18 protein-coding genes are annotated in these 21,473 nt (G+C 60.8%); 4 read left to right on the top strand and 14 right to left on the bottom strand.

From position 1 onward, the window contains the following. Window positions 1–65: 65 nt before the first annotated feature. The 8 genes from HX805_RS17720 to HX805_RS17685 all read right to left on the bottom strand — a co-directional run bounded on the left by HX805_RS17720 (window position 66) and on the right by HX805_RS17685 (window position 9,651). The gene (locus tag HX805_RS17720) at window positions 66–395 is read right to left on the bottom strand and encodes a GlpM family protein (RefSeq protein ID WP_174717800.1); all 330 of its coding nucleotides are present in this window, start codon (window positions 393–395) and stop codon (window positions 66–68) included. 18 nt (window positions 396–413) lie between these two features. Continuing rightward, complete coding sequence (locus tag HX805_RS17715) at window positions 414–1,754, bottom strand: sigma-54 dependent transcriptional regulator (RefSeq protein ID WP_003208736.1); 1,341 nt, start codon at window positions 1,752–1,754, stop codon at window positions 414–416. Beyond that, the gene (locus HX805_RS17710) at window positions 1,751–3,652 is read right to left on the bottom strand and encodes a sensor histidine kinase (RefSeq protein WP_003208735.1); all 1,902 of its coding nucleotides are present in this window, start codon (window positions 3,650–3,652) and stop codon (window positions 1,751–1,753) included. The genes HX805_RS17715 and HX805_RS17710 overlap by 4 nt, the downstream gene beginning before the upstream one ends. A gap of 67 nt (window positions 3,653–3,719) precedes the next feature. Continuing rightward, a complete protein-coding gene (locus tag HX805_RS17705) occupies window positions 3,720–4,454 on the bottom strand; it encodes an amino acid ABC transporter ATP-binding protein (RefSeq protein WP_003208734.1) in 735 nt (244 codons plus the stop codon). Beyond that, on the bottom strand, window positions 4,451–5,122 hold the full coding sequence (locus tag HX805_RS17700) for an amino acid ABC transporter permease (protein ID WP_046384547.1): 672 nt from the start codon (window positions 5,120–5,122) through the stop codon (window positions 4,451–4,453). The genes HX805_RS17705 and HX805_RS17700 overlap by 4 nt, the downstream gene beginning before the upstream one ends. Continuing rightward, complete coding sequence (locus HX805_RS17695) at window positions 5,122–5,868, bottom strand: amino acid ABC transporter permease (RefSeq protein WP_003208731.1); 747 nt, start codon at window positions 5,866–5,868, stop codon at window positions 5,122–5,124. The genes HX805_RS17700 and HX805_RS17695 overlap by 1 nt, the downstream gene beginning before the upstream one ends. A gap of 195 nt (window positions 5,869–6,063) precedes the next feature. Then, on the bottom strand, window positions 6,064–6,990 hold the full coding sequence (locus tag HX805_RS17690; protein ID WP_008433481.1) for a glutamate/aspartate ABC transporter substrate-binding protein: 927 nt from the start codon (window positions 6,988–6,990) through the stop codon (window positions 6,064–6,066). A 336-nt stretch (window positions 6,991–7,326) separates the two neighbouring features. Continuing rightward, window positions 7,327–9,651 carry a TonB-dependent siderophore receptor gene (locus HX805_RS17685; RefSeq protein ID WP_003208728.1) on the bottom strand — a complete coding sequence of 775 codons (2,325 nt, stop codon included), beginning with the start codon at window positions 9,649–9,651 and terminating at the stop codon, window positions 7,327–7,329. A 125-nt stretch (window positions 9,652–9,776) separates the two neighbouring features. On the opposite strand from HX805_RS17685, the gene HX805_RS17680 reads away from it, so the two are divergent. Then, the gene (locus HX805_RS17680; protein WP_177036170.1) at window positions 9,777–10,499 is read left to right on the top strand and encodes a tetratricopeptide repeat protein; all 723 of its coding nucleotides are present in this window, start codon (window positions 9,777–9,779) and stop codon (window positions 10,497–10,499) included. 48 nt (window positions 10,500–10,547) lie between these two features. Here HX805_RS17680 and glpD read toward each other — a convergent pair whose 3' ends face one another. The 4 genes from glpD to HX805_RS17660 form a co-directional block, all read right to left on the bottom strand. Beyond that, window positions 10,548–12,086, bottom strand: a complete 1,539-nt coding sequence (gene glpD, locus HX805_RS17675; protein WP_008433488.1) for a glycerol-3-phosphate dehydrogenase — start codon at window positions 12,084–12,086, stop codon at window positions 10,548–10,550. A 173-nt stretch (window positions 12,087–12,259) separates the two neighbouring features. Further along, window positions 12,260–13,015: a DeoR/GlpR family transcriptional regulator gene (locus HX805_RS17670; protein WP_003208723.1), complete on the bottom strand. Its 756-nt coding sequence runs from the start codon at window positions 13,013–13,015 to the stop codon at window positions 12,260–12,262. A 94-nt stretch (window positions 13,016–13,109) separates the two neighbouring features. Beyond that, the gene (gene glpK / locus HX805_RS17665; protein WP_003208721.1) at window positions 13,110–14,615 is read right to left on the bottom strand and encodes a glycerol kinase GlpK; all 1,506 of its coding nucleotides are present in this window, start codon (window positions 14,613–14,615) and stop codon (window positions 13,110–13,112) included. Between the two features lie 80 nt (window positions 14,616–14,695). Continuing rightward, window positions 14,696–15,550 carry an MIP/aquaporin family protein gene (locus tag HX805_RS17660; RefSeq protein ID WP_008433490.1) on the bottom strand — a complete coding sequence of 285 codons (855 nt, stop codon included), beginning with the start codon at window positions 15,548–15,550 and terminating at the stop codon, window positions 14,696–14,698. A 361-nt stretch (window positions 15,551–15,911) separates the two neighbouring features. Here HX805_RS17660 and ybaK point away from each other — a divergent pair, with 361 nt between their 5' ends. After that, complete coding sequence (gene ybaK / locus HX805_RS17655; protein ID WP_003208718.1) at window positions 15,912–16,382, top strand: Cys-tRNA(Pro) deacylase; 471 nt, start codon at window positions 15,912–15,914, stop codon at window positions 16,380–16,382. A gap of 10 nt (window positions 16,383–16,392) precedes the next feature. Here the strand turns inward: ybaK and HX805_RS17650 are convergent, their stop codons facing one another. Together HX805_RS17650 and argF are read right to left on the bottom strand one after the other, a co-directional pair. After that, window positions 16,393–17,502, bottom strand: a complete 1,110-nt coding sequence (locus HX805_RS17650) for an ABC transporter ATP-binding protein (RefSeq protein ID WP_102604893.1) — start codon at window positions 17,500–17,502, stop codon at window positions 16,393–16,395. Continuing rightward, window positions 17,499–18,419: an ornithine carbamoyltransferase gene (argF, locus tag HX805_RS17645; protein WP_003208712.1), complete on the bottom strand. Its 921-nt coding sequence runs from the start codon at window positions 18,417–18,419 to the stop codon at window positions 17,499–17,501. Before argF ends, HX805_RS17650 begins: the two co-directional genes overlap by 4 nt. A gap of 445 nt (window positions 18,420–18,864) precedes the next feature. Between argF and HX805_RS17640 the strand changes: the two genes are divergently transcribed. Together HX805_RS17640 and grxD are read left to right on the top strand one after the other, a co-directional pair. Then, a complete protein-coding gene (locus HX805_RS17640) occupies window positions 18,865–20,961 on the top strand; it encodes a molybdopterin oxidoreductase family protein (RefSeq protein WP_177081937.1) in 2,097 nt (698 codons plus the stop codon). A 99-nt stretch (window positions 20,962–21,060) separates the two neighbouring features. Further along, window positions 21,061–21,399, top strand: a complete 339-nt coding sequence (gene grxD / locus HX805_RS17635) for a Grx4 family monothiol glutaredoxin (RefSeq protein WP_003208710.1) — start codon at window positions 21,061–21,063, stop codon at window positions 21,397–21,399. The last annotated feature ends 74 nt before the right edge of the window (window positions 21,400–21,473 follow it).

Genomic DNA, 21,473 nt, shown 5'->3' with positions numbered 1-21,473 from the left:
AAGAGCGGAACCAATATCAGCCGTTACCTAAAAAATGGACAAACACACTCATTCGGCTCCACATGTCAGGCGTGCATGCGAACCCACACGCTGACCAAAATCGTAGCCGCCATCAACCACGCTACCGCCGCCACCGCCAGCGAAGCCTCCAGACGCATCCGGTCAACCATCACATACAACGTCGCCAGGTACACAAAGTACGGAATGATCGACCACATCCCGAACACGATGGTGGTCTTCAGATCCTCCACCGACCGACCCTTGCCGACAATGTAATGCGCAATCAACGCGAACGTCGGAAACAGCGGCACCAACCCTGCAATGTAGTAGTTCTTGGTCTTGGCCAGCGCCGCCAGAATCAACACCACCCCCGCACCCAATGCTGCCTTCAACAATAAATCCACAATGCGCTCCTAGTGGCTCAGCCCGTACTTCTTGACCTTATCGAACAACGTGGTCTTGGCCATCCCCAGTTCCTGGCTGGCCTGGGTCAGGTTGCCGCCGCTGCGTTGCAAGGCATCGTTGAGCAGGTTGCGCTCGAACGCCTCCACCGCTTCGGTAAAGGCCAGCCCATGGTTGCCGCTGCTGGCGCCGCTCTTCTTGAACGCCGGCAAACCGAGGGCAAACCGCTCGGCCACGTTGCGCAGTTCACGCACGTTGCCCGGCCAGTCATGGCTCATCAGGCTGGACAGGGTCTGGTTGTCGAGGTCCGGCGCGGTGCGGTCGAAACGCAGCGACGACTGCTGCAGGAAGTGTTCGAACAACTGCAGGATGTCTTCGCGGCGTTCACGCAGCGGCGGCAGTTCCAGGGTCACCACGTTGAGGCGGTAGTACAGGTCGCTGCGAAACTGGTTGGCGCGGCTCAGGTCGTCGAGGTCGGACTTGGTCGCGGCGATCACCCGGCAATCCACCGCCACGCTCTGGTTCGAACCCAGGCGTTCCAGGGTGCGTTCCTGCAACACCCGCAGCAGCTTGATCTGCAGGTTCATCGGCATGCTTTCCACTTCGTCGAGGAACAGCGTGCCTTCGTGGGCGTGTTCGATCTTGCCGATGCGGCGCTTGCCGGCACCGGTGAACGCGTTGGCTTCGTGGCCGAAGATTTCGCTTTCGAACAGGTTCTCCGGCAGGCCGCCGCAGTTCAAGGCGACGAACTGGTGGGAGTGGCGCCGGCTGAAATCGTGCAGGCAGCGCGCGACCAATTCCTTGCCGGTGCCGGTCTCGCCCTCGATCAACACGTTGGCCGAGGTGTCGGCGACGTTGGCGATCAATTCCCGCAGGTTCTGCATGGCCGGGGAGCGACCGATGATCCGGCCTTCCAGCGAATCGCGCTCCGCCAGTTGCCGGCGCAGCGACCAGACTTCCCGGGCCAAACCGCGTTGTTCCAGGGCGCGGCGGGCTACGTCCACCAGGCGCTCGGGAGAGAAGGGTTTCTCCATGAAGTCATAGGCGCCGTTGCGCATCGCGCCCACGGCCATGGAGATATCGCCGTGGCCGGTGATCAGCACCACCGGCAGGCTTTTATCCAGGGCCTTGAGCCGGGTCAGCAACTCCAGGCCGTCGATGCCCGGCAGGCGAATATCGCTGATGACGATGCCGGCGAAGTTTTCACCGACGAGGGTCAGGGCCTCTTCGGCACTGCCCACGCCCACGCTGGGAATGTCTTCCAGGGCCAGGGCTTGCTGGCAGCCGAGCAATACATGGGGGTCGTCTTCGACGATCAGGACGGTCAGGTCGGTGGTTTTTTCTGCGTTCATTTCGACTCGACTTGTTGAGGGCTCGCCAGCGGCAAACTCAGGACAAAGGCAGTACCACCGCTGGCCGGATGCTCGACGGCGAGGTTGCCGCCGGTCGCCGCCGCGAGGCTGGCCGACAGCGTCAGGCCGAGGCCCAGGCCTTGTTCGCCGGGTTTGGTGGTAAAGAACGGTTCGAACAAATGCTTGCGGGTCTCGGGATCAATCCCGTGGCCGTTATCGCGTACCCGCAGGCGATATTTGCCGTCGGCGATGTCGCCTTCCAGCCACAGTTCGGGGGCCGGTTGCGCCTGCATCGCATCCAGGGCGTTGCCCATCAGGTTGACCAGGATCTGCTCCAGGCGTGTCTGGTCGATCTGCAACTGCGCGCTGCTGAAGTGGCGGTGCACCGTCAGCGGCAGGGTCTCCAGGCGACTGCCGAGGATCTGGAACGTAGCGTCCACCGCCTTGCCCAGATTGGCTTCGCCCTGGTCATCGCCACGCCGGGCAAAGGAGCGCAGGCTGGCGGTGATGCGACCCATGCGGTCGATCAGTTCGTTGATGGTCTTGAGGTTGGCACTGGCGGTGTCCAGCGCCCCACGCTCAAGGAAGCGCACGGTGTTGCCCGACAGGGTACGCAGGGCGGCCAGTGGCTGGTTCAATTCATGGGCGATGCTGGTGGACATCTGGCCGATGGCCGCGAGTTTGCCGGCCTGCACCAGCTCGTCCTGGGCCCGGCGCAAGGTTTCCTCGGCCTGGCGCCGCTCGCGAATCTGGCTCTTGAGCCGCTCGTTGCTGGCCCGCAGGTCGGTGGTGCGTTCGGCAATCCGTCGCTCCAGCTGGTTATTGGCTTCCTGCAGGGCTTCCCGGGCGGCGAGGCGGGTGGCAATCACCTTGCGGCGCTCGTTCCAGGCAATCAGCAGGAATGCCACCAGTGCAAAGGCTACGGCCACCAGGATGCCCTGGTTGATGGCGGCCCGGCGCAGGTCGTTCAGCGGGGTGAGCAGGGTGAAATTCCAGGGGGTGTCGTTCAGTGGGCGGGTCTGGGCAAGGTAGCTGACCTCATGCTCGTCGGCCACCACTTCGCTGTTGGCCGGGAAGGTCAATTTCTCGGTGCCTTCGTTGAGGCGTTCGCGGGCCAGTGGTTCCAGCTCGTTGAGCGTCGCCCAGTAGTATTGCAGGCTGTGGGCGAGGCGGTCCTTGGTGTCATCGCTCAATGGCCGTACGGACTTGAGGCGACGGGCCGGGTCGCTGGAGAGAATGATGATGCCGTTCTCGTCACTGACGAAGGCCTCCAGGCGCGCCCGCTGCCAGCGCTCTTCCAGCGCTTCCAGGCGTACCTTGACCACGGCGACGCCGATGATCTTGCCGTGCTCTTCCAGGCCATGGGCCAGGTAATAGCCGGGTTCGCCGTTGGTGCTGCCGATGCCGTAGAACCGGCCGGGCTGGCCGCGCACGGCATTCTGGAAATAGGCACGGAAGGACAGGTCTTCACCCTGGTAACTGTCGGCATCGCGCCAGTTGCTGGTCGCCAGCACACGGCCGGTGGTGTCCATCACGTAGATCGCCCGGCTGCGACTGCGCCGGTTCAGGCCTTCGAGGTAGTCGTTGACGGTTTTGCGGGTTTCTTGATTCGGGTCGGCCAACAGCCTGGAGACGCTGGATTCCAGCTCCAGGAGACTGGGCAGGTAGGTGTATTTGCTGAGTTCGCTCTCGACGGTGCGGGCGTGCAGTTCCAGCTGGCGTTCGCCGGTATCGCTGAGGGTGCGGATCCCATAGAACTCGCTGATCCAGAAGCCGACGTAACCCAGTCCGATCATCAGGGCGATGATCAGCGGCGGCAGGAACAATTGGCGAATCAGACGAGGCTTCACGGCAAGTGATGGCGGCGCGGCGCGAAAGAGGTTGGGGTCGCATTTCATCACAGATGCCTTGGGTCAACCAGTTGTGGTGAGTGGGGTTGCCCGACCCACCACAACAGGGCAGTGCTTAGTGCTGCAGGATTTTCTCGAGGAAGTGCTGCGCACGCTCGGAGCGGGCGCTGATGTCGCCGAAGAATTCCTCTTTCGGGCAGTCTTCGATGATCTTGCCGGCGTCCATGAAGATCACCCGGTCGGCTACCTTGCGGGCGAAACCCATTTCGTGGGTCACGCACATCATGGTCATGCCTTCCTGGGCCAACTGCACCATCACGTCGAGCACTTCGTTGACCATTTCCGGGTCGAGGGCCGAGGTCGGTTCGTCGAACAGCATGACGATCGGGTCCATCGCCAGCGCACGGGCAATCGCCACACGCTGTTGCTGGCCGCCGGAAAGCTGGCCCGGGTGCTTGTGGGCGTGAGCCGACAGGCCGACGCGCTCCAGCAGTTGCAGGCCCTTCTTGGTGGCTTCTTCCTTGCTGCGGCCCAATACCTTGATCTGCGCGATGGTCAGGTTTTCGGTGATGGTCAGGTGCGGAAACAGCTCGAAGTGCTGGAACACCATGCCAACGCGCGAGCGCAGTTTCGGCAGGTTGGTCTTCGGGTCGGCGATGGAGGTGCCGTCCACGACCACGTCGCCTTTCTGGAACGGCTCCAGGGCGTTGACGCACTTGATCAGGGTCGATTTGCCCGAGCCGGACGGCCCGCACACCACGATCACTTCGCCTTTTTTAACCTCGGTGCTGCAATCGGTCAGCACCTGGAAGTCGCCATACCACTTGTTGATATTCTTGATAGAGATCATACGGCAAACCTTTTTTGCAGACGCTTGACCAGCAGCGAGGCGGAAAAGCTGATGATGAAGTAGACGACACCGGCGAAGATCAGGAACTCATTGGAGCGGCCGATGATGTCGCCGTTGGAACGGGCGGAGTTGAGGAAGTCCACCAGGCCCACGGTGTAGACCAGCGAGGTGTCCTGGAACAGGATGATCGACTGTTGCAGCAGCAACGGGGTCATCTTGCGGAACGCCTGGGGCAGGATGATCAGGCGCATGGTCTGGCCGTAGGTCATGCCCATCGCTTGCGCCGCGGCCATCTGGCCCTTGGGGATCGACTGCACGCCGGCCCGCACGATTTCGCAGAAGTACGCCGCCTCGAACATCATGAAGGCCACGACGCAGGAGGTGAACGCACCGATCGGGGTGTCTTCGCCGGTGATCCAGCGCAGCACGAACGGCACCGCCAGGTAGAACCAGGTGATCACCAACAGCAGCGGGATCGAGCGGAAGTAGTTCACGTAGGCGCCGGCCAGGCGCGACAGCAGTTTGCTGGACGACAGGCGCATCAGCGCGAGGATCGTACCCAGCACGATACCGCCGACCACGCCCATGACCATCAACTGCAAGGTCATGACCATGCCGTTCCACAGGCCCGGGATGGCGGGGATGATGCCACTGAAATCGAATTCCATTATTTACCCCCCACGGAGATCAGGCCGGGCACGGCGACTTTCTTCTCGACCACGCGCATCAGCAGCATCAGGCTCATGTTCAGGGTGAAATAGATCAGCGTGGCCAGGGTGAAGGCCTCGAACAGGTTGGCCGAGAACTCGGCGGTCTGTTTGGTTTGCGCCAGCAGTTCCATCAAGCCGATCAGGGACGCCACGGAGGAGTTCTTGAAGACGTTGAGGAATTCCGAGGTAAGCGGCGGAATGATGATCCGGTAGGCCTGGGGCAGCAGCACGTTCCAGTAGATCTGCGGCAGCTTGAAGCCCATGGCGCGTGCGGCGGATTCCTGGCCCCGTGGCAGCGCCTGGATGCCGGTACGCACTTGTTCGCACACACGGGCGGCGGTGAACAGGCCCAGGCACACGACAACGCTCAGGTAGGCCGAGGTGGTCGGGTTGAGGTCTTGTTTGTACCAGTCCTGCAGGTTCTGCGGCAGCAGGTCGGGTATCAGGAAATACCAGATGAACAGCTGAACCAGCAGCGGTACGTTGCGAAACAGTTCCACGTAGCAGGTCGCGATGCCCGATACGATGCGGTTTGGCACGGTGCGCATGACGCCCAGAATGGACCCCAGCAGCAAGGCGATGATCCATGCCACGACGGCGATGGCAATGGTCCAGCCCAAGCCGGCGATGTACCAGTCGAGATAAGTCTCGCTGCCCACGCCGGTGGACTTGAAGAACACGCCCCAGTCCCAGTTGTAATTCATTAGGGTCTCCCCTCGAGATCGATCGATGTACAAGCACCCGCTTGGGGAAGATCCTTTCCCGCCCGACGGTGAACGCCAGGCACACGCGATCGGCTCGAAAACCGCCAGGTCGAGTGTTCCAAAATTAAAGCCAGCAGGTAGCAACAGACGCCTGAGGGAGGGTTGGCTCCCTCAGGACATAAGCTTAGTCAGGTATCAGATTTTTACGTCAGGCGCTGGCTTGTCGCTTGGGTTGGCGATCAGATCCTTGACCTTGTCGCTCATCGGGAAGTTGAGGTTCAGGCCCTTTGGTGGAATCGGGCTCTCGAACCACTTGCTGTAGATCTTGTTGATCTCGCCGGACTTGTACAGGCCGACGATCGCATCATCCACGGCCTTCTTGAAGGCTGGGTCGTCTTTGCGAACCATGCAGGCGTAGGCTTCGAAGGACTGTGGAGTACCGGTGATGACCCAGTCGTCCGGCTTCTTGGCCTTGGCTTCTTCACCGGCCAGCAGGGCGTCGTCCATCATGAAGGCAACGGCGCGGCCGCTTTCCAGCATCTGGAAGGATTCGCCGTGGTCCTTGGCGGAGATGACGTTCATGCCCATCTGCTTGTCGGCGTTCATCGCCTTGATGATGCGCTCGGACGTGGTGCCGGCGGTGGTCACGACGTTCTTGCCTTTCAGGTCGGCGAAATCGCTGTAGGACGGCTTGCCTTCCTTGTCTTTCTTGACCAGCAGGCGGGTGCCGATTTCGAAGATATTGACGGTGAAGTCAACCTGCTGGGCGCGCTCGGCGTTGTTGGTGGTGGAGCCGCACTCGATATCCGCGGTGCCGTTCTGGATCAGCGGGATACGGGTTTGCGAGGTGACCAGGTTGTACTTGGTCTTCAGGTCGGGTTTGTTCAGGTCTTTTTTCAGGGCTTCAACGATAGCCAGCTGAATGTCGTGGGAGTAGCCCACGGGTTTGCCCGAACCATCCGCGATATAGGAAAACGGAATGGAGCTGTCGCGGTGAGCGAGAGTGATCGTGCCGGAGTCGTTGATTTTCTTCAGTGTGCCGGTGAGTTCGGCGGCGAAAACTGGAGTGCTGATCAGAGCAGCAGCGATAGCTGCGCCCAGGATATGGGGAACGATGCGCATCAATACTTCCTCGACATTTGTTTTTTTTATGAGACCGGTTGGGACGGCCACGTTTTTATATAAACAGTACTGCGAAAGCCTGTGACGGCTCCTGAGGCGCCTCAGGCAATCGCCTACGAGTGTAGAGCATGAGTCGTGCCAGACCAGAAATAAAAGGTTAACCATATGATTTATATAGAGATTAACTTTGTGTTACGGGTTTTTTCTCCTGTTTTGGTCCGGCAAACCGAATAGGTTGAGCTATGGCGTTCGGAAAACCGAATGGCGGCGTGGGCCTGTATCGCCCATGAAAAAGCCCCGGGAGTGTGGCTCCCGGGGCTTTTGGGTGTGGCTCTGTCAGAACGTATAGTCGGCCGACACCACTGCCGCGCGGCCATCGCCGGGCACTGCCCAACCGTTATTGCGGATACGGGTGAGGTACTCCTTGTCGAACAGGTTGTTGATGTTCAGCTGCAGGTTCAACTGTTTGTTGACCTTGTAACCGAGCATCGCACGCTGCACCGCATAGCCGGGGGAAGTCGGCGAGTTGGCGGCGCTGACCAGGTACTGCTTGGTTTGCGCCGTGATGCCGTAGCCCACCTGGAAGTCGTAGGGCAGGTCGTACACCGTCCAGATGCTGGCTGCATGTTTGGGGGTGAAGGTCAGCGGCTCGCCTTTCTGCACGTCGATGCCGGTGGTCGCCAGGGTGTAATCGCTGGCGCTGCGCAGCACACGAGTGTTCAGGTAGGTGTAGTTGGCGAAGACTTTCCAGTGGTCAGTAAGTTGGCCGCTCAGGCCCAGCGCCACACCGTCTGCACGTGCCTTGCCGTCGAGGGTCTGGGTGCCGCTCAGGTTGCTCGGGTCATTGTCGGCGACTTTATAGTTGGTGCGGTCATTGCGGAAGATCGCGCCCGTCAGCGAGAGGGCATTGTCGAGCAGGTCCCATTTGGTGCCGATCTCATAGCTGACGGCGGTTTCCGGGGAAACATCGCAGTTGTTGGTGGCGATGCTTGAGCTTTTGGCCGGGGTGTAGCAACCCCCATTGACGCTGGCCTGGGACGGCGTCTTGCTGTTGCCGTAGGCGATATAGAAGCTGCCGTTTTCCACCGGTTTGTAGACCAGCGCCAGGCGGTAGGAGGTCAGGTCATCCGCCTGGCCGTAGCGAGTGCCGGGCGTTTCCACGCCAGTGCTGGAATAGGCATTGGTCACCGAGCTGCCGGCGTTGTGCTCGTAACGCAGGCCGCCGTTGATTTCCCACTGTGGGTTGAGCTTGAGCGTGTCGAAGGCATAGGCGGCGCGGTTGTTCAGCGCGCCGTCAATGTGGGCGGCCCGGGTGAAGTTGACGGGGCCGGACCATTCGGAGTTCGGGTCGCTGTAGCTGACCGGTGGTGGGACGATGGTGCTGCCGTTGGCGTTGGTCAGCCATTTACCGGTATCCGCCTCGTATTCCTCGCGGCTGATGGCGATGCCGGTCACCAGCGTGTGGTCGATGAACCCGGTGCTGAAGTGGCTGGTGACGTCGGTCTGGTTGGTGAACATCTTGTTCTGGGTGTTGCGCTCGTTACCCAGTGAGCCGCCGCTTGGCTGGAAGTAGCCTGGCTGCAGGCCTGCGGCGCAAGGGGCGCCGGTGATCTGGGTGCCGCTGGCCAGGCAGCCGGTCAATGCACCTTCGGGGCCGGAAGCGCGCAGGTCCTGGCGCACCCGCTCGACGCGGGTGAAGTTGCGCACCGAGACGGCGTCGTTGAAGTCGTGTTCGAGCTTCAGGCTGAACGAGTCCGAGGTGATTTGCTGGTCATTGATGTTGTGGTAGCCGTAGTAGTCACTCCAACCCACGCCCGGCATGGGCTTGCCGTTGTAGATAGGGATGCCGTACTGCGGCGTGTTGTTGTCTTTCTGGTGCTCATAACTGACGGTGACACGTGTCGGCGTGCCCAGGCCAAACGCGATGGAGGGCGCGATGCCCCAGCGTTCGTAATCTTCATAATCGCGGCCAGGTACGTCGTTACCATGGGCCATCAGGTTCAGGCGGAACGCGGTGGTGTCGTTCAGCGTCTGGTTGGTGTCCAGGGTGGTGCGCTTGTAGTTATCGGTGCCGATGCCCGCACTGATGGTGGTTTTGTCGCGTAATTCCGGCTGTTTGCTCACCAGGTTGATGGTGCCACCGACCGCGCCGGAGCCGGAATACACCGAACTTGCGCCGCTGACGACTTCGACCTGCTCCAGGTTGAACGGGTCGGTGCGGCTGTACTGCGCGCTGTCGCGCACGCCGTCCACGTAAATGTCGCCGCTGGCGGAGAAGCCGCGCAGGTTGATGCTGTCGCCATACCCGCTGCCACCTTCGCCGGCCCCGAAGGTGATCCCCGGCACGGTGCTGAGCACGTCGCGCAGGGTCAGCAGGTTCTGGTCATGAATGACTTCCTTGGGCACCACCGTGATGGTCTGCGGCGTGTCGCGCAGGGCCTCGGTGTACTTGGGGGAAGAAGGCGCCACAGGGTTGTAGACGCTCTGGCTCGGGGCCTGGCCTTCGATGCTGGTCGCGCCGAGTTGGATGACCCCTGTGTTGTCTTCTGGTGCGGGCTCCGCCGCGTAACTGAATCCTCCTTGCGCAGCCACTGCCAGGCCCACTGCCGACGCGAGCAAATGCCGCGATGAGAGGGGGGCAGAACTGATGCCGGTAGCCATTGAGTAATCTCTTGTTGGTGTTAGTGAGATGCGATCGTAATTGATAAGCGATCTCAAATGTAATACTTTGTAACCAAATAAATCATGAAACTTTTTGCGGTCCTTGATCGCTACTCGGGGCAGGAATGCAGAGCGCACAGCCAGGCAGCGAGCCCTCGGATATCGGTGATAACCCGCGTGCCTATGTGCGCTGGGTGATGTATGCGGCACAGCTGGGAGATGCCGACGCACAGGCGACCCTGGCCCAGCTGCTGCTCGACGGTCGTGGCGTGCAGAAGGATGAGGCGCTGGGGTTGAGCTGGTTTCGCATCGCTGCGCGGCAGCGTCACCCCATGGCGATCAACATGATCGGGCGCTGCCTGGAGAATGGCTGGGGCTGCGAGGTCGACTTGGAAGACAGTGCGCGGCATTACCGCAAGGCCGCCGATCTGGGGCTGGATTGGGGTTTGTATAACTACGGCCAGTTGCTGACGCGTGGCCGTGGTGTGGAGCGTGACCTTGTCGCGGCATATGAACTGTTCCGCCAGGCTGCGGCCAAGGGGCACGCCAAGTCGATGAACCTGTTGGGTCGGTTCCACCATGAAGGCGTGGTGGTGCCCAAGGATGTTCAACTGGCGCGCCAGTGGTATCAGCGCTCAGCCGAGGCCGGGGATTTCCGCGGGCAATACAACCATGCTGCGGAGCTGGCTCACGACGGCGACGAAGTGCAGGCCTGCCTATGGTTGGAGCGGGCTCTCGCGACGGCCACACCGGGCTTTTTGCAGGCGGCTTATCCCGTGTTGCTGGGCTCTGCCTTCAGCGGGATTCGTGAAATGGGCCTGCGCTATCAGCGTCATCTGCAGGCATGAAAAAGCCCCTGGACCTTTCGGTGCAGGGGCTTTTTTACGTCGGGCTGATCAGGCCGCTTCGATCTTGCCGCGGTTGTGCTCAACCTTGGACAGGTAACGCTGCACGTTCTCCTGCTCCTGCGGCGTGGTGAACAGGCCCAGCTTGCTGCGGCGCCACAGGATGTCCTGGGGCTGAGTGGCCCATTCTTCAGCGCACAGGTAATCGACTTCGCGGGTGTACAGGCCGCCACCGAGGTGGTCACCCATGTCCGCCAGCGATTGCACGCCTTCCAGCAGGCGCCAGGTGCGGCTGCCGTAAGTGGTGGACCAGCGACGGGCAATCTCGCTCGGCACCCAGTCGTATTTGCTACGGATTGCATCGGCCAGGGCTTCTGGCGTGCTCATGTTTTCGCCGCCGGGCAGGGTGGCTGTAGCCGTCCAGCTTGGGCGCATCTGCGTGAAGTAAGGCGCCAGTTGTGCCATCGCCGATTCGGCCAGCTTGCGGTAGGTGGTCAGCTTGCCGCCGAACACCGACAGCAACGGCGCCTCGCCCGAGGTGCCGGACAGCGCCAGGGTGTAGTCGCGGGTCACGGCCGACGGGTTGTCGGACTCGTCGTTGCACAGCGGGCGCACGCCGGAATAGGTGTGCACGATGTCATCGCGGCTCAGTTGTTTCTTGAAGTGCGCGTTGACCACGTTGAGCATGTAGTCGGTTTCACCTTCGGTAATCGCCACCTTCGCCGGGTCGCCGGTGTATTCGCGGTCGGTGGTGCCGATGATGGTCAGGTGATTCAGGTACGGAATGGTGAAGACGATACGCTGGTCTTCGTTCTGCAGGATGTGCGCGTGGGCGCCTTCATACAGCTTCGGTACGATCAGGTGGCTGCCCTGGATCAGACGGATGCCGTAGGGCGAATCCAGCTTCAAGTCATCCTTGATGAACTTGGCCACCCACGGGCCGGCAGCGTTCACCAGCGCTCGGGCGCGGATCGAGAACAGGCTGCCGTCGGCACGTTCCATGTTCATTTCCCACAGGCCTTTGCTGCGGTGTGCGCTGACGCAACGGGTCTGGGTGTGGATGTGCGCACCCTTTTCCCGCGCAGCCATGGCGTTGAGTACTACAAGGCGGGCGTCGTCGACCCAGCAATCGGAGTATTCGAAGCCTTTGGTGATTTCGCTTTTCAGCGGGCTGTCGGGGCCGAACTTGAGGCTCTTGGAGCCTTCGAGTTTTTCCCGCTTGCCCAGATGGTCATACAGGAACAGGCCGGCGCGAATCATCCATGCCGGACGCAGGTGCGGGCGGTGAGGCAATACAAAGCGCATCTGCTTGACGATGTGCGGGGCCTTGGCCAACAGCACCTCACGTTCAGCCAGGGCCTCGCGCACCAGGCGGAATTCGTAATGCTCCAGGTAACGCAGGCCACCGTGGATCAGCTTGCTGCTCGCGGAGGAAGTGTGGCTGGCCAGGTCGTCCTTTTCGCAAAGGAATACCGACAAACCGCGACCGGCTGCGTCTGCTGCAATCCCGACGCCATTGATCCCGCCACCGATAACGGCGACGTCATAGACTTCGGCAAGCGGTGGGGCAGGCAAGGTAGAAGGGTTCATCGGCTGGCCTCGCAATCTTTTTCGTATTGGAATTCGAACATAAATGTTCATTTGCGAAAATGGTAGCTTATAAACGCAGGCACAGCCAGCCCGCTTCGATTGAAAATACTGATCGAAGGGCGAAGAAAGGAAAATTTGTGAACATCAGGGGGCAGGACACCCCCTGTATAGGCTTACACCACTTCCAGTCGAATCTTGTGCTGATTCAACAGTTGCACCAGTGCCGGGACCGGCTGCTGATCGGTGACTAAACAATCGATCAAGCTGATCGGTCCCAGGCGAATCATGGCGTTGCGCCCGAATTTGCTGGAGTCCGCCGCCAGGATCACCTTGCGCGCATTGGCAATGATCGCCTGGGAAACCCGTACTTCCTGATAATCGAAGTCCAGAAGGCTGCCGTCTTCATCGATACCGCTGATGCCCACCAAGGCGAAATCGACCTTGAACTGGTTGATGAAATCAACGCTGGCCTGGCCTACCACACCGCCATCCCGGCGCACGTTGCCGCCGGTCAGGAGTACGTCGAAGTCGTCTTTGGCACTCAGCATCATGGCGACGTTGAGGTTATTGGTGATGATTTTCAGGTGGCTGTGGTTAAGCAGCGCACGCGCGATCGATTCGGTGGTGGTACCGATGTTGATAAACAGCGAGGCGTGATCGGGGATTTGCGCGGCGATGGCTTCGCCGATGCGCTGTTTTTCGTCGCGCATCTGGTCGGCACGCATGGCGTACGCGGTGTTTTCAACGCTGGAATCATAGGCTGCGCCGCCATGGTAGCGGCGCAACAGATTGGCTTCCGCCAGTTGATTGATATCGCGGCGGATGGTTTGCGGGGTGACAACGAAGAGCTGCGCCATTTCCTCGATACTCACATAGCCGCGTTCGCGAACCAGTTCGAGGATTTGTTGCTGGCGGGGAGGCAGATTCATGGTGCGTCCTTTGGGCTGCCGTAAAAAGTGGCCCATGATGACGCAGGAATCTGCTCCCTGCCAGTTACAACCCTATGCGCGTCCGGCGCTTGGCTTATTCAGCGCCTTCGTGGGGTTCCCAGTCGCGGGTGCGGCTGACTGCTTTCTGCCAGCCGGCGTAGAGTTTTTCCTTCGCCGCTTCTTCCAGCTGCGGTTCGAATTGACGCTCGATTACCGCCTTGCCACGCAGTTCGTCCAGGCTGCCCCAGAAACCGCACGCCAGGCCGGCCAGGTAGGCGGCGCCCAACGCGGTGGTTTCGCGCATTTGTGGGCGTTCAACCTGGGTACCGAGGATGTCGGCCTGGAACTGCATCAGGAAGTTGTTGGCGACCGCGCCACCGTCTACCCGCAGGGATTTGAGGCGTTCGCCGGAATCCTGCTGCATGGCATCGAGTACGTCGCGGGTCTGGTAGGCAATCGACTCCAGGGCTGCACGAATGATGTGATCCACGCGTACGCCACGGGTCAGTCCGAACAGCGCGCCACGGGCATACGGGTCCCAGTACGGAGCGCCCAGGCCGGTGAAGGCTGGCACCAGGTACACGCCGTTGCTGTCCTTGACCTTGCCGGCGAAGTATTCGGTGTCGGTGGCATCGGCGATGATCTTCAACTCGTCACGCAGCCATTGCACGGTGGAACCGCCGTTGAACACGGCGCCTTCCAGGGCGTAGGCCACTTCGCCACGCGGGCCGCAGGCGATGGTGGTGAGCATGCCGTGCTTGGATTTCACCGCCTTGTCGCCGGTGTTCATCAGCAGGAAGCAGCCGGTGCCGTAGGTGTTTTTCGCCTGGCCCGGTTCTACGCACATTTGGCCAAACAGCGCCGCCTGCTGGTCACCGGCGATACCGCCGATGGCGATACCGCTTTTGGTGCGACCGTAGATTTCCGAGGAAGACTTCACTTCCGGCAGCATTTCGCGCGGCACGTCGAGAATCTCCAGCATCTTCGCATCCCACTCCAGCGTGTGGATGTTGAAGAGCATGGTGCGCGAGGCGTTGGTGTAGTCGGTGACGTGGGTCTTGCCGCCGGTAAATTTCCAGATCAGCCAGCTGTCGATGGTGCCGAACAGCAGCTCGCCGTTACGCGCACGTTCGCGACTGCCTTCGACGTTGTCGAGGATCCACTTGAGCTTGGTGCCGGAGAAGTACGGATCGGTGACCAGGCCGGTGGTGTCGTTGATGTATTGTTCGTGGCCGTCGCGCTTGAGCTGCTGGCAGATCTCGGTGCTGCGGCGGCATTGCCAGACGATCGCGTTGTAGATCGGGCGGCCGGTGATTTTGTCCCAGACCACGGTGGTTTCACGCTGGTTGGTGATACCGATGGCCGCGACCTGGTCATGGTGCAGGCCGGCTTGTGCCAGGGCCTCGACCATCACCGCGCTCTGGGTAGCGAAAATCTCCATCGGGTCATGTTCGACCCAGCCGGCTTGCGGGTAATGCTGGGTGAATTCACGCTGGGCGGTGCAGACCACGTTGGCGTCACGATCGAAGATGATCGCCCGGGAACTGGTGGTGCCCTGATCGAGGGCAATGATGTAGTTCTTATTCTGAATGTCGGTCATGTCGATTGCCTTGGACGGAGAATAGGGAAGTCAGTAAACAGCCTGGGCCGCAAAAGGGCAGTACGGCCCAGGCTATCGCATCAGGAAGTACGGGTTTTGGCGGTGGCAGCCGCTTCGGTTGCATCAGTTGTAGCAGGTGCGGCGCTGGGCAGGTGACGGGCAATCAGCCCGCGATAGGCGGCAGCACCGAGGCAGGCGCCGACAATCGGCGCAAAGATCGGAATCAGGAAGTAAGGAATGTCGCGCCCGCCAGTGAAAGCCATTTCACCCCAACCGGCGAAAAAGGTCATCAGCTTGGGGCCGAAGTCACGGGCCGGGTTCATCGCAAAGCCGGTCAGCGGGCCCATGGCACTGCCGATCACGGCAATCAGCAAGCCAATCAGCAGCGGCGCCAACGGGCCGCGGGGCAGGCCGTTGTTGTCATCGGTCAGGGCCATGATCACGCCCATCAGGATCGCGGTGATGACCATTTCCACCAGGAACGCCTGGGCCGTGCCCAGCAGCGGATGCGGGTAGGTGGAGAACACCGACGCCAATTCCAGGCTGGCCTGGGTGCCGCGAATCATGTGGTGGGTTTGTTCGTAATCGAAAAACAGGTTGCTGTAGAGCGTGTAAACCAACGCGGCCGAACAGAAGGCCCCGGCGACCTGGGCGATGATGTAGAACGGCAGTTTGCGCTTGTCGAAATCGGCAAAGATGCACAGCGCGATACTGACCGCCGGATTCAGGTGAGCCCCGGAAATACCGGCGCTCAGGTAGATCGCCATGCTGACGCCGATCCCCCAGATGATACTGATTTCCCACAACCCAAAGCTGGCACCCGCGACCTTGAGCGCAGCAACACATCCGGTACCGAAGAAGATCAGCAACGCAGTGCCCAGGAATTCGGCCATGCATTGACTTGAAAGTGAAGGCTGTTGAAGAGCAGTTGTCATGGAAAACCTCTGTTTTTGTTGTTGTCTGGCGTTTTGCCGCAACGGGCAATCGGCGATTTTCACCGTGGCGAGGATCCCCCATCCTGTTCGCGGCTTACTGCTGTGAATCCGTAGGTGCATTCCTACAGTATTCGTAAACGAAAAAATATAGACAAGAATGACGGCTGTCAAAGGTCGAAAGTGAACGATCGGTCATTTTGTAATTATTGGTGTGATGAATGATCGTGCCGTGGGCGCGGGAAGCGGCAGGGAAGGTGCGCGTGAGCGCGTGGCAGAGGGCTTCGGACTAGAGCCTTTTGCTTGTTGTTGGCCTAGAATTGGCTGTCTGTTTTTTCACCTTTTTGCCAAGCCTGGAGCCCACATGACGCCCGCATTGGACCTGTTGAAAAAAGTTCGCGCCGAACATCGAATTCACAGTTACGAACATGACCCCAAGGCAGCGTCCTATGGTCTGGAGGCCGCGGAAAAATTGGGCCTGGACCCGGCGCAGGTGTTCAAGACCCTGCTGGCCAGCAGTGAAAAAGCCGAGCTGCTGGTGGCGGTTGTGCCGGTCGTCGGAAGTTTGGATTTAAAGGCGTTGGCGCAGGCGGCGGGGGTAAAAAAGGTCGAGATGGCAGACCCGGCAGCGGCGCAACGGGCCACCGGTTACTTGTTGGGCGGCATCAGCCCGCTGGGGCAGAAGAAACGCCTGCGCACCTTCATCGATGTGACGGCGCAGTCGTTTCCGACAATTTTTATCAGTGCGGGGAGAAGGGGGCTTGAGGTGGAGTTGGCAGCGACAGTGCTGGCCGAACACACCCAGGCCAAGTTCGCGGAAATTGGCCGGGCGTGATGCGTTGACGTCAGGAGGCGGTGTTGTAGCGTCGAACGCCTGACTCAACCTGAGGGATTTGTGCTGCGGTGCTGCCTGAGGCCTGGAACAACACCAGGTGCTCGGCTGCCACGCGAATGCCCACGTCGGCACCGACCAAGTGATCGGCGTGGCTGGGGAAGATCGACTCCAGCTGAGCGCCTGTCGGCAGCTGCAAGCGATACAGGGTCGACGCGCCGAGGAACGTCTTGCCGACAATCCGCGCCTTCAAGGCGCTGTCCGGTGCATAAACGATGTCGTCCGGGCGCAGCAACACATCCACCGCGCCGCCGGTTGGCCAGGTGTAGGCACGATTGCCGCGCAACTCCCCCAGTTCGGTGGTAACCGATTCCGGCGTGTTCAACTGCCCGCGAATGAAGTAACCCTGGCCAATGAAGCTGGCGACAAAGGGTGTCAGCGGTTCGTGATAGAGGTTGTAGGGCGTATCCCACTGCTCCAGGCGACCTTCCTTGAACACACCGACATGGTCACTCACTGCGAAGGCTTCTTCCTGGTCGTGGGTCACCAGAATCGCACTGGTGCCCCGCGCCTTGAGGATATCGCGTACTTCGTGGCTGAGTTTGCGCCGCAGTTCGCCGTCGAGGTTGGAGAAGGGTTCGTCCAGCAGCAACAATTGCGGTTCCGGCGCCAGGGCGCGAGCCAGGGCGACGCGTTGCTGCTGGCCGCCCGAGAGTTCGTGGGGGAAGCGCTTGCCGAGGTTCTTCAGGTTCACCAGTTCCAGCAATTCAGCGACCACACGCTCTTTTTGCGGGTGCTTGCGAATGCCGAAGGCGATGTTGTCGGCCACGCTGAGGTGTGGAAACAGCGCGTAGTCCTGGAACACCATGCCGATCCGACGTTTCTCCGGAGCCAGTGTGAAACCGGCGCTGGAAATGACTTCGCCTGCCAGGCTGATCTCGCCTTCATGCACCGGCTCAAACCCGGCAATCGCTCGCAGGGTGGTGGTCTTGCCGCAGCCCGAGGAGCCCAGCAGGCAACCGATGTCGCCGGCGTTGAGGTGCAGATTGAGGTTCTGCACCACCCGTTGGTCTTGATAGCCGCATGCCAGATTGCGCAGGTTCAGCAGTAGTGGCTGGCTCATGCAGGACGGTACGCCGGCGCAACCAGAAACTCGAGCAGGGCTTTTTGTGCGTGCAGGCGGTTTTCCGCCTGGGCCCAGGCTACTGAACGTTGATCGTCCAGCAGGTCGAGACTGATTTCTTCGCCACGGTGGGCGGGCAGGCAGTGCATGAACAGCACGTCCGGCGCGGCCAGGTCGAGCAGGGCGCGGGTGACCTGGAACGGGGCGAAGAGCTTGAGGCGCTTGGCGGTTTCCTCTTCCTGGCCCATGGAGGTCCACACGTCGGTGCTCACCAGGTGTGCGCCGATGACCGCCTCACGCGGGTCGCGGACGATGGTCACGCGGTCGCCGGCCTGGGCCAGGAAACGTGCATCCGGCTCGTAGCCTTCAGGGCAGGCAACGCGCAATTTGAAGTCGAACTGGATCGCCGCTTCTATATAGCTGTTGCACATGTTGTTGCCGTCGCCGATCCAGGCCACGGTCTTGCCCTGGATCGAGCCGCGCTGTTCGAGGAAGGTTTGCATGTCGGCCAGCAACTGGCAGGGGTGCAGGTCATCGGACAGGCCGTTGATCACGGGCACTCGGGAGTTGGCGGCAAATTCGGTCAGGGTGCTGTGGGCGAAGGTACGGATCATCACCGCATCCAGCATGCTCGACATCACGATCGCGCAATCGCTGATCGGCTCGCCACGGCCCAGTTGGGTATCGCGAGGTGACAGGAAGATAGCCTGGCCGCCGAGCTGAATCATGCCGGCTTCGAAAGACACGCGGGTGCGGGTGGACGACTTCTCGAAAATCATCCCGAGCACGCGGTTTTTCAAAGGCTCGAACAGTACGCCGCGGTTACGCAGGTCTTTAAGCTCAATGCCTCGACGGAGCACGCTGACCAGCTCTTCGGGCGTGCAATCCATCAGGGAGAGAAAGTGCCTTGCGCTCATCATTAACTACCTTTTTGCAACAGACCGCAGATACTCAAAGCCTGGTTTATTTTGAAAACGGGCGAGACCTGCGGCGAAAGCCGCACGGGGCGACGAAATAGGGGAAGGCGCGATCTTATAATTAAATGTCGCGTCTTACCAATAGGGCTACAGTTTTTAGGGGAGTTCAAGGACGCGGGGAGGGCGCTTTTGAAGCCTGTTTCCTGACAGCAGCGGGTCATTTGTACACTGGCGCTGCGCCACATTGCAATGCGTGAGGGCGGGCTGAGGCCGGGCTGCGTCGGTTTCAGCGGGCTGCCGGAAGCTTCTGAAACATTTCCTGATGTTTCCTCATGGCCTGGCCTGATGCCGCTCGATTCACACGACGAACGTTGCTGGCGCTGCTGCCCCGGGCGGGCCATAGTTTTCGTCCGAAGCGCCTAGCCCACAATAAAAGAGACTGGCCATGACCAAGACTCTCCACCACCGTGCCTGCCATCTGTGCGAAGCCATCTGCGGCCTCACACTGGAAACTACCCAGGGCGAAGACGCAAGCCTGGCGATCACCTCGATCAAGGGCGACCCCCTGGATACGTTCAGCCGTGGCCATATCTGCCCCAAGGCCGTGGCCCTGCAAGACATCCAGAATGACCCGGACCGCCTGCACCAGCCCATGTTGCGGGTGGGCAGCGAATGGCAGCCGATCCCGTGGGAAGACGCCTTTGTACTTGTAGCCGAGCGCCTGGCCGCGATTCAAGCGCGTCACGGGCAGAATGCTGTGGCGGTGTACCAGGGCAATCCGAGCGTGCACAACTATGGCCTGATGACCCACAGCAACTACTTCCTTGGCCAGCTGAAGACCCGCAATCGTTTTTCCGCCACCTCGGTGGACCAGTTACCCCACCACCTCACCAGCCACCTGATGTACGGCCACGGCCTGTTGCTGCCGATCCCGGACATCGACCATACCGATTTCATGCTGATCCTCGGCGGCAACCCGTTGGCGTCCAACGGCAGCATCATGACCGTGCCGGATGTGGAGAAACGCCTGAAGGCCATCCAGGCTCGCGGCGGCAAAGTCGTGGTGGTTGATCCGCGCCGCAGCGAGACGGCGGCGATGGCCGACCAGCATCTGTTCGTGCGCCCGGGCGGTGATGCGGCGTTGTTGTTCGGATTGCTCAATACACTGTTTGCCGAGAACCTGACCCGTGACAGTCACCTGCCGGTGGACGGCCTGGATGACGTGCGCCACGCCGTGGCCGGATTCACCGCCGAGGCCATGAGCCGTCAATGTGCGGTACCCGCCGAGCAGATCCGCCAGTTGGCCCGGGACTTTGCGGCGGCTGAAAGGGCTGTGTGTTATGGCCGCATGGGCGTTTCGACCCAGGCGTTCGGCACGCTGTGCCATTGGCTGGTGCAGTTGATCAACCTGGTGACCGGCAATCTGGATCGAGTCGGCGGGGCCTTGTGCACCACGCCGGCAGTCGATCTGGTGGCTTCCACCTCCGGCGGGCACTTCAATCGCTGGCAAAGCCGGGTTTCCGGGCGACCCGAGTACGGGGGCGAGCTGCCGGTATCGGCACTGGCTGAAGAAATGCTCACTGAGGGTGAAGGGCAAATCCGTGCGCTGGTGACGGTGGCGGGCAATCCGGTGCTCTCCACGCCCAACGGCCGGCAACTGGAGCAGGCGCTGGATGGCCTGGAGTTCATGGTCAGCATCGACCTGTATATCAACGAGACCACGCGTTATGCCGACCTGATCCTGCCGTCCACCTCGGCCCTGGAAAACGATCACTACGACACCACCTTCAATATGTTCGCGGTGCGTAACGTCACCCGTTTCAATCGCGCCATCCTGCCGAAACCCGAGGGTGCGTTGCATGACTGGGAAATCTTCGTCGGCCTGGCCCGGGCGTTTGCCGAGAAGACGGGTAATGCACTCAAACCGACGATGCCGCCTGCGCAGATGATCGACTTCGGGCTGCGGGCCGGGCCTTATGGTGACAGGTTGTCCATTGCCGCTCTGGCCGATCACCCTCATGGCCTGGACCTCGGGCCGCTGAAACCCAACCTCGCAGGCCGCCTGAAAACCGCCAATGGCCATCTGCAGGCCGCACCATCGGTAATCCTTGCCGACCTGGCGCGCTTTGCCGCGCAGCCGGTGCCCGAGGTGAATGAGTTGCTGCTGATCGGCCGCCGGCATGTGCGCAGCAACAACTCCTGGATGCATAACTACCACCGGCTGGTGAAGGGCAAGCCTCGCCATCAACTGCTGATGCACCCGGATGACCTTGCCCATCGCCAGTTGACTGACGGGCAGCGTGTACGGGTCAGCTCGCGGATCGGCATGATCGAGGTGGAAGTGTTGGCCAGTCTCGACATGATGCCCGGTGTGGTCAGCCTGCCTCACGGTTGGGGCCACGGCCGCCCTGGCGTGCAGATGACCATCGCCAGCGGGCAGCCGGGGGCGAGCGCGAATGACCTGACGGATGAGCGGCAACTGGATGAGCTGTCGGGCAACGCAGCGTTGAACGGCGTGCCGGTGCAGGTGGCGGCGGCGTAAGGATTGTCTGTCGGGGAGTCCGAGCGTCACGCTGGGGTTTGCGTTACAATGCGCCACCGTGCCGACCCATGAGTCGGAAAGTTCCAGCCGAGGTGTTCCATGGATATCATCGAAACGATCAAAGAGCAGATTGCCAACAACACTATTCTGCTTTACATGAAGGGCGCCCCTAACGCTCCCCAGTGTGGCTTCTCCGCAAAGGCTTCCCAGGCAATCATGCAATGTGGCGAGAAGTTCGCCTACGTGGATATCCTGCAGAACCCGGAAATCCGCGCCAACCTGCCGAAGTACGCCAACTGGCCAACCTTCCCGCAGCTGTGGGTTGCCGGTGAGCTGGTCGGCGGTAGCGACATCATCACCGAAATGGCGGCTGATGGTTCGTTGCAGGCACTGATCAAAGACGCAGCGGCCAAAGCAGCTGCGAAGACCGAAGCCTGATTTGTTTTAGGCCGCGGCAATAAAAAGCCCCGCTTCTCGAAAGAGAGCGGGGCTTTTTAGTGGCCGGGAATTGT

This window comes from Pseudomonas sp. G5001 (genome assembly GCF_013385475.1).
GTDB lineage: Bacteria > Pseudomonadota > Gammaproteobacteria > Pseudomonadales > Pseudomonadaceae > Aquipseudomonas.
This window is presented reverse-complemented; position numbering and strand designations above follow the sequence as displayed.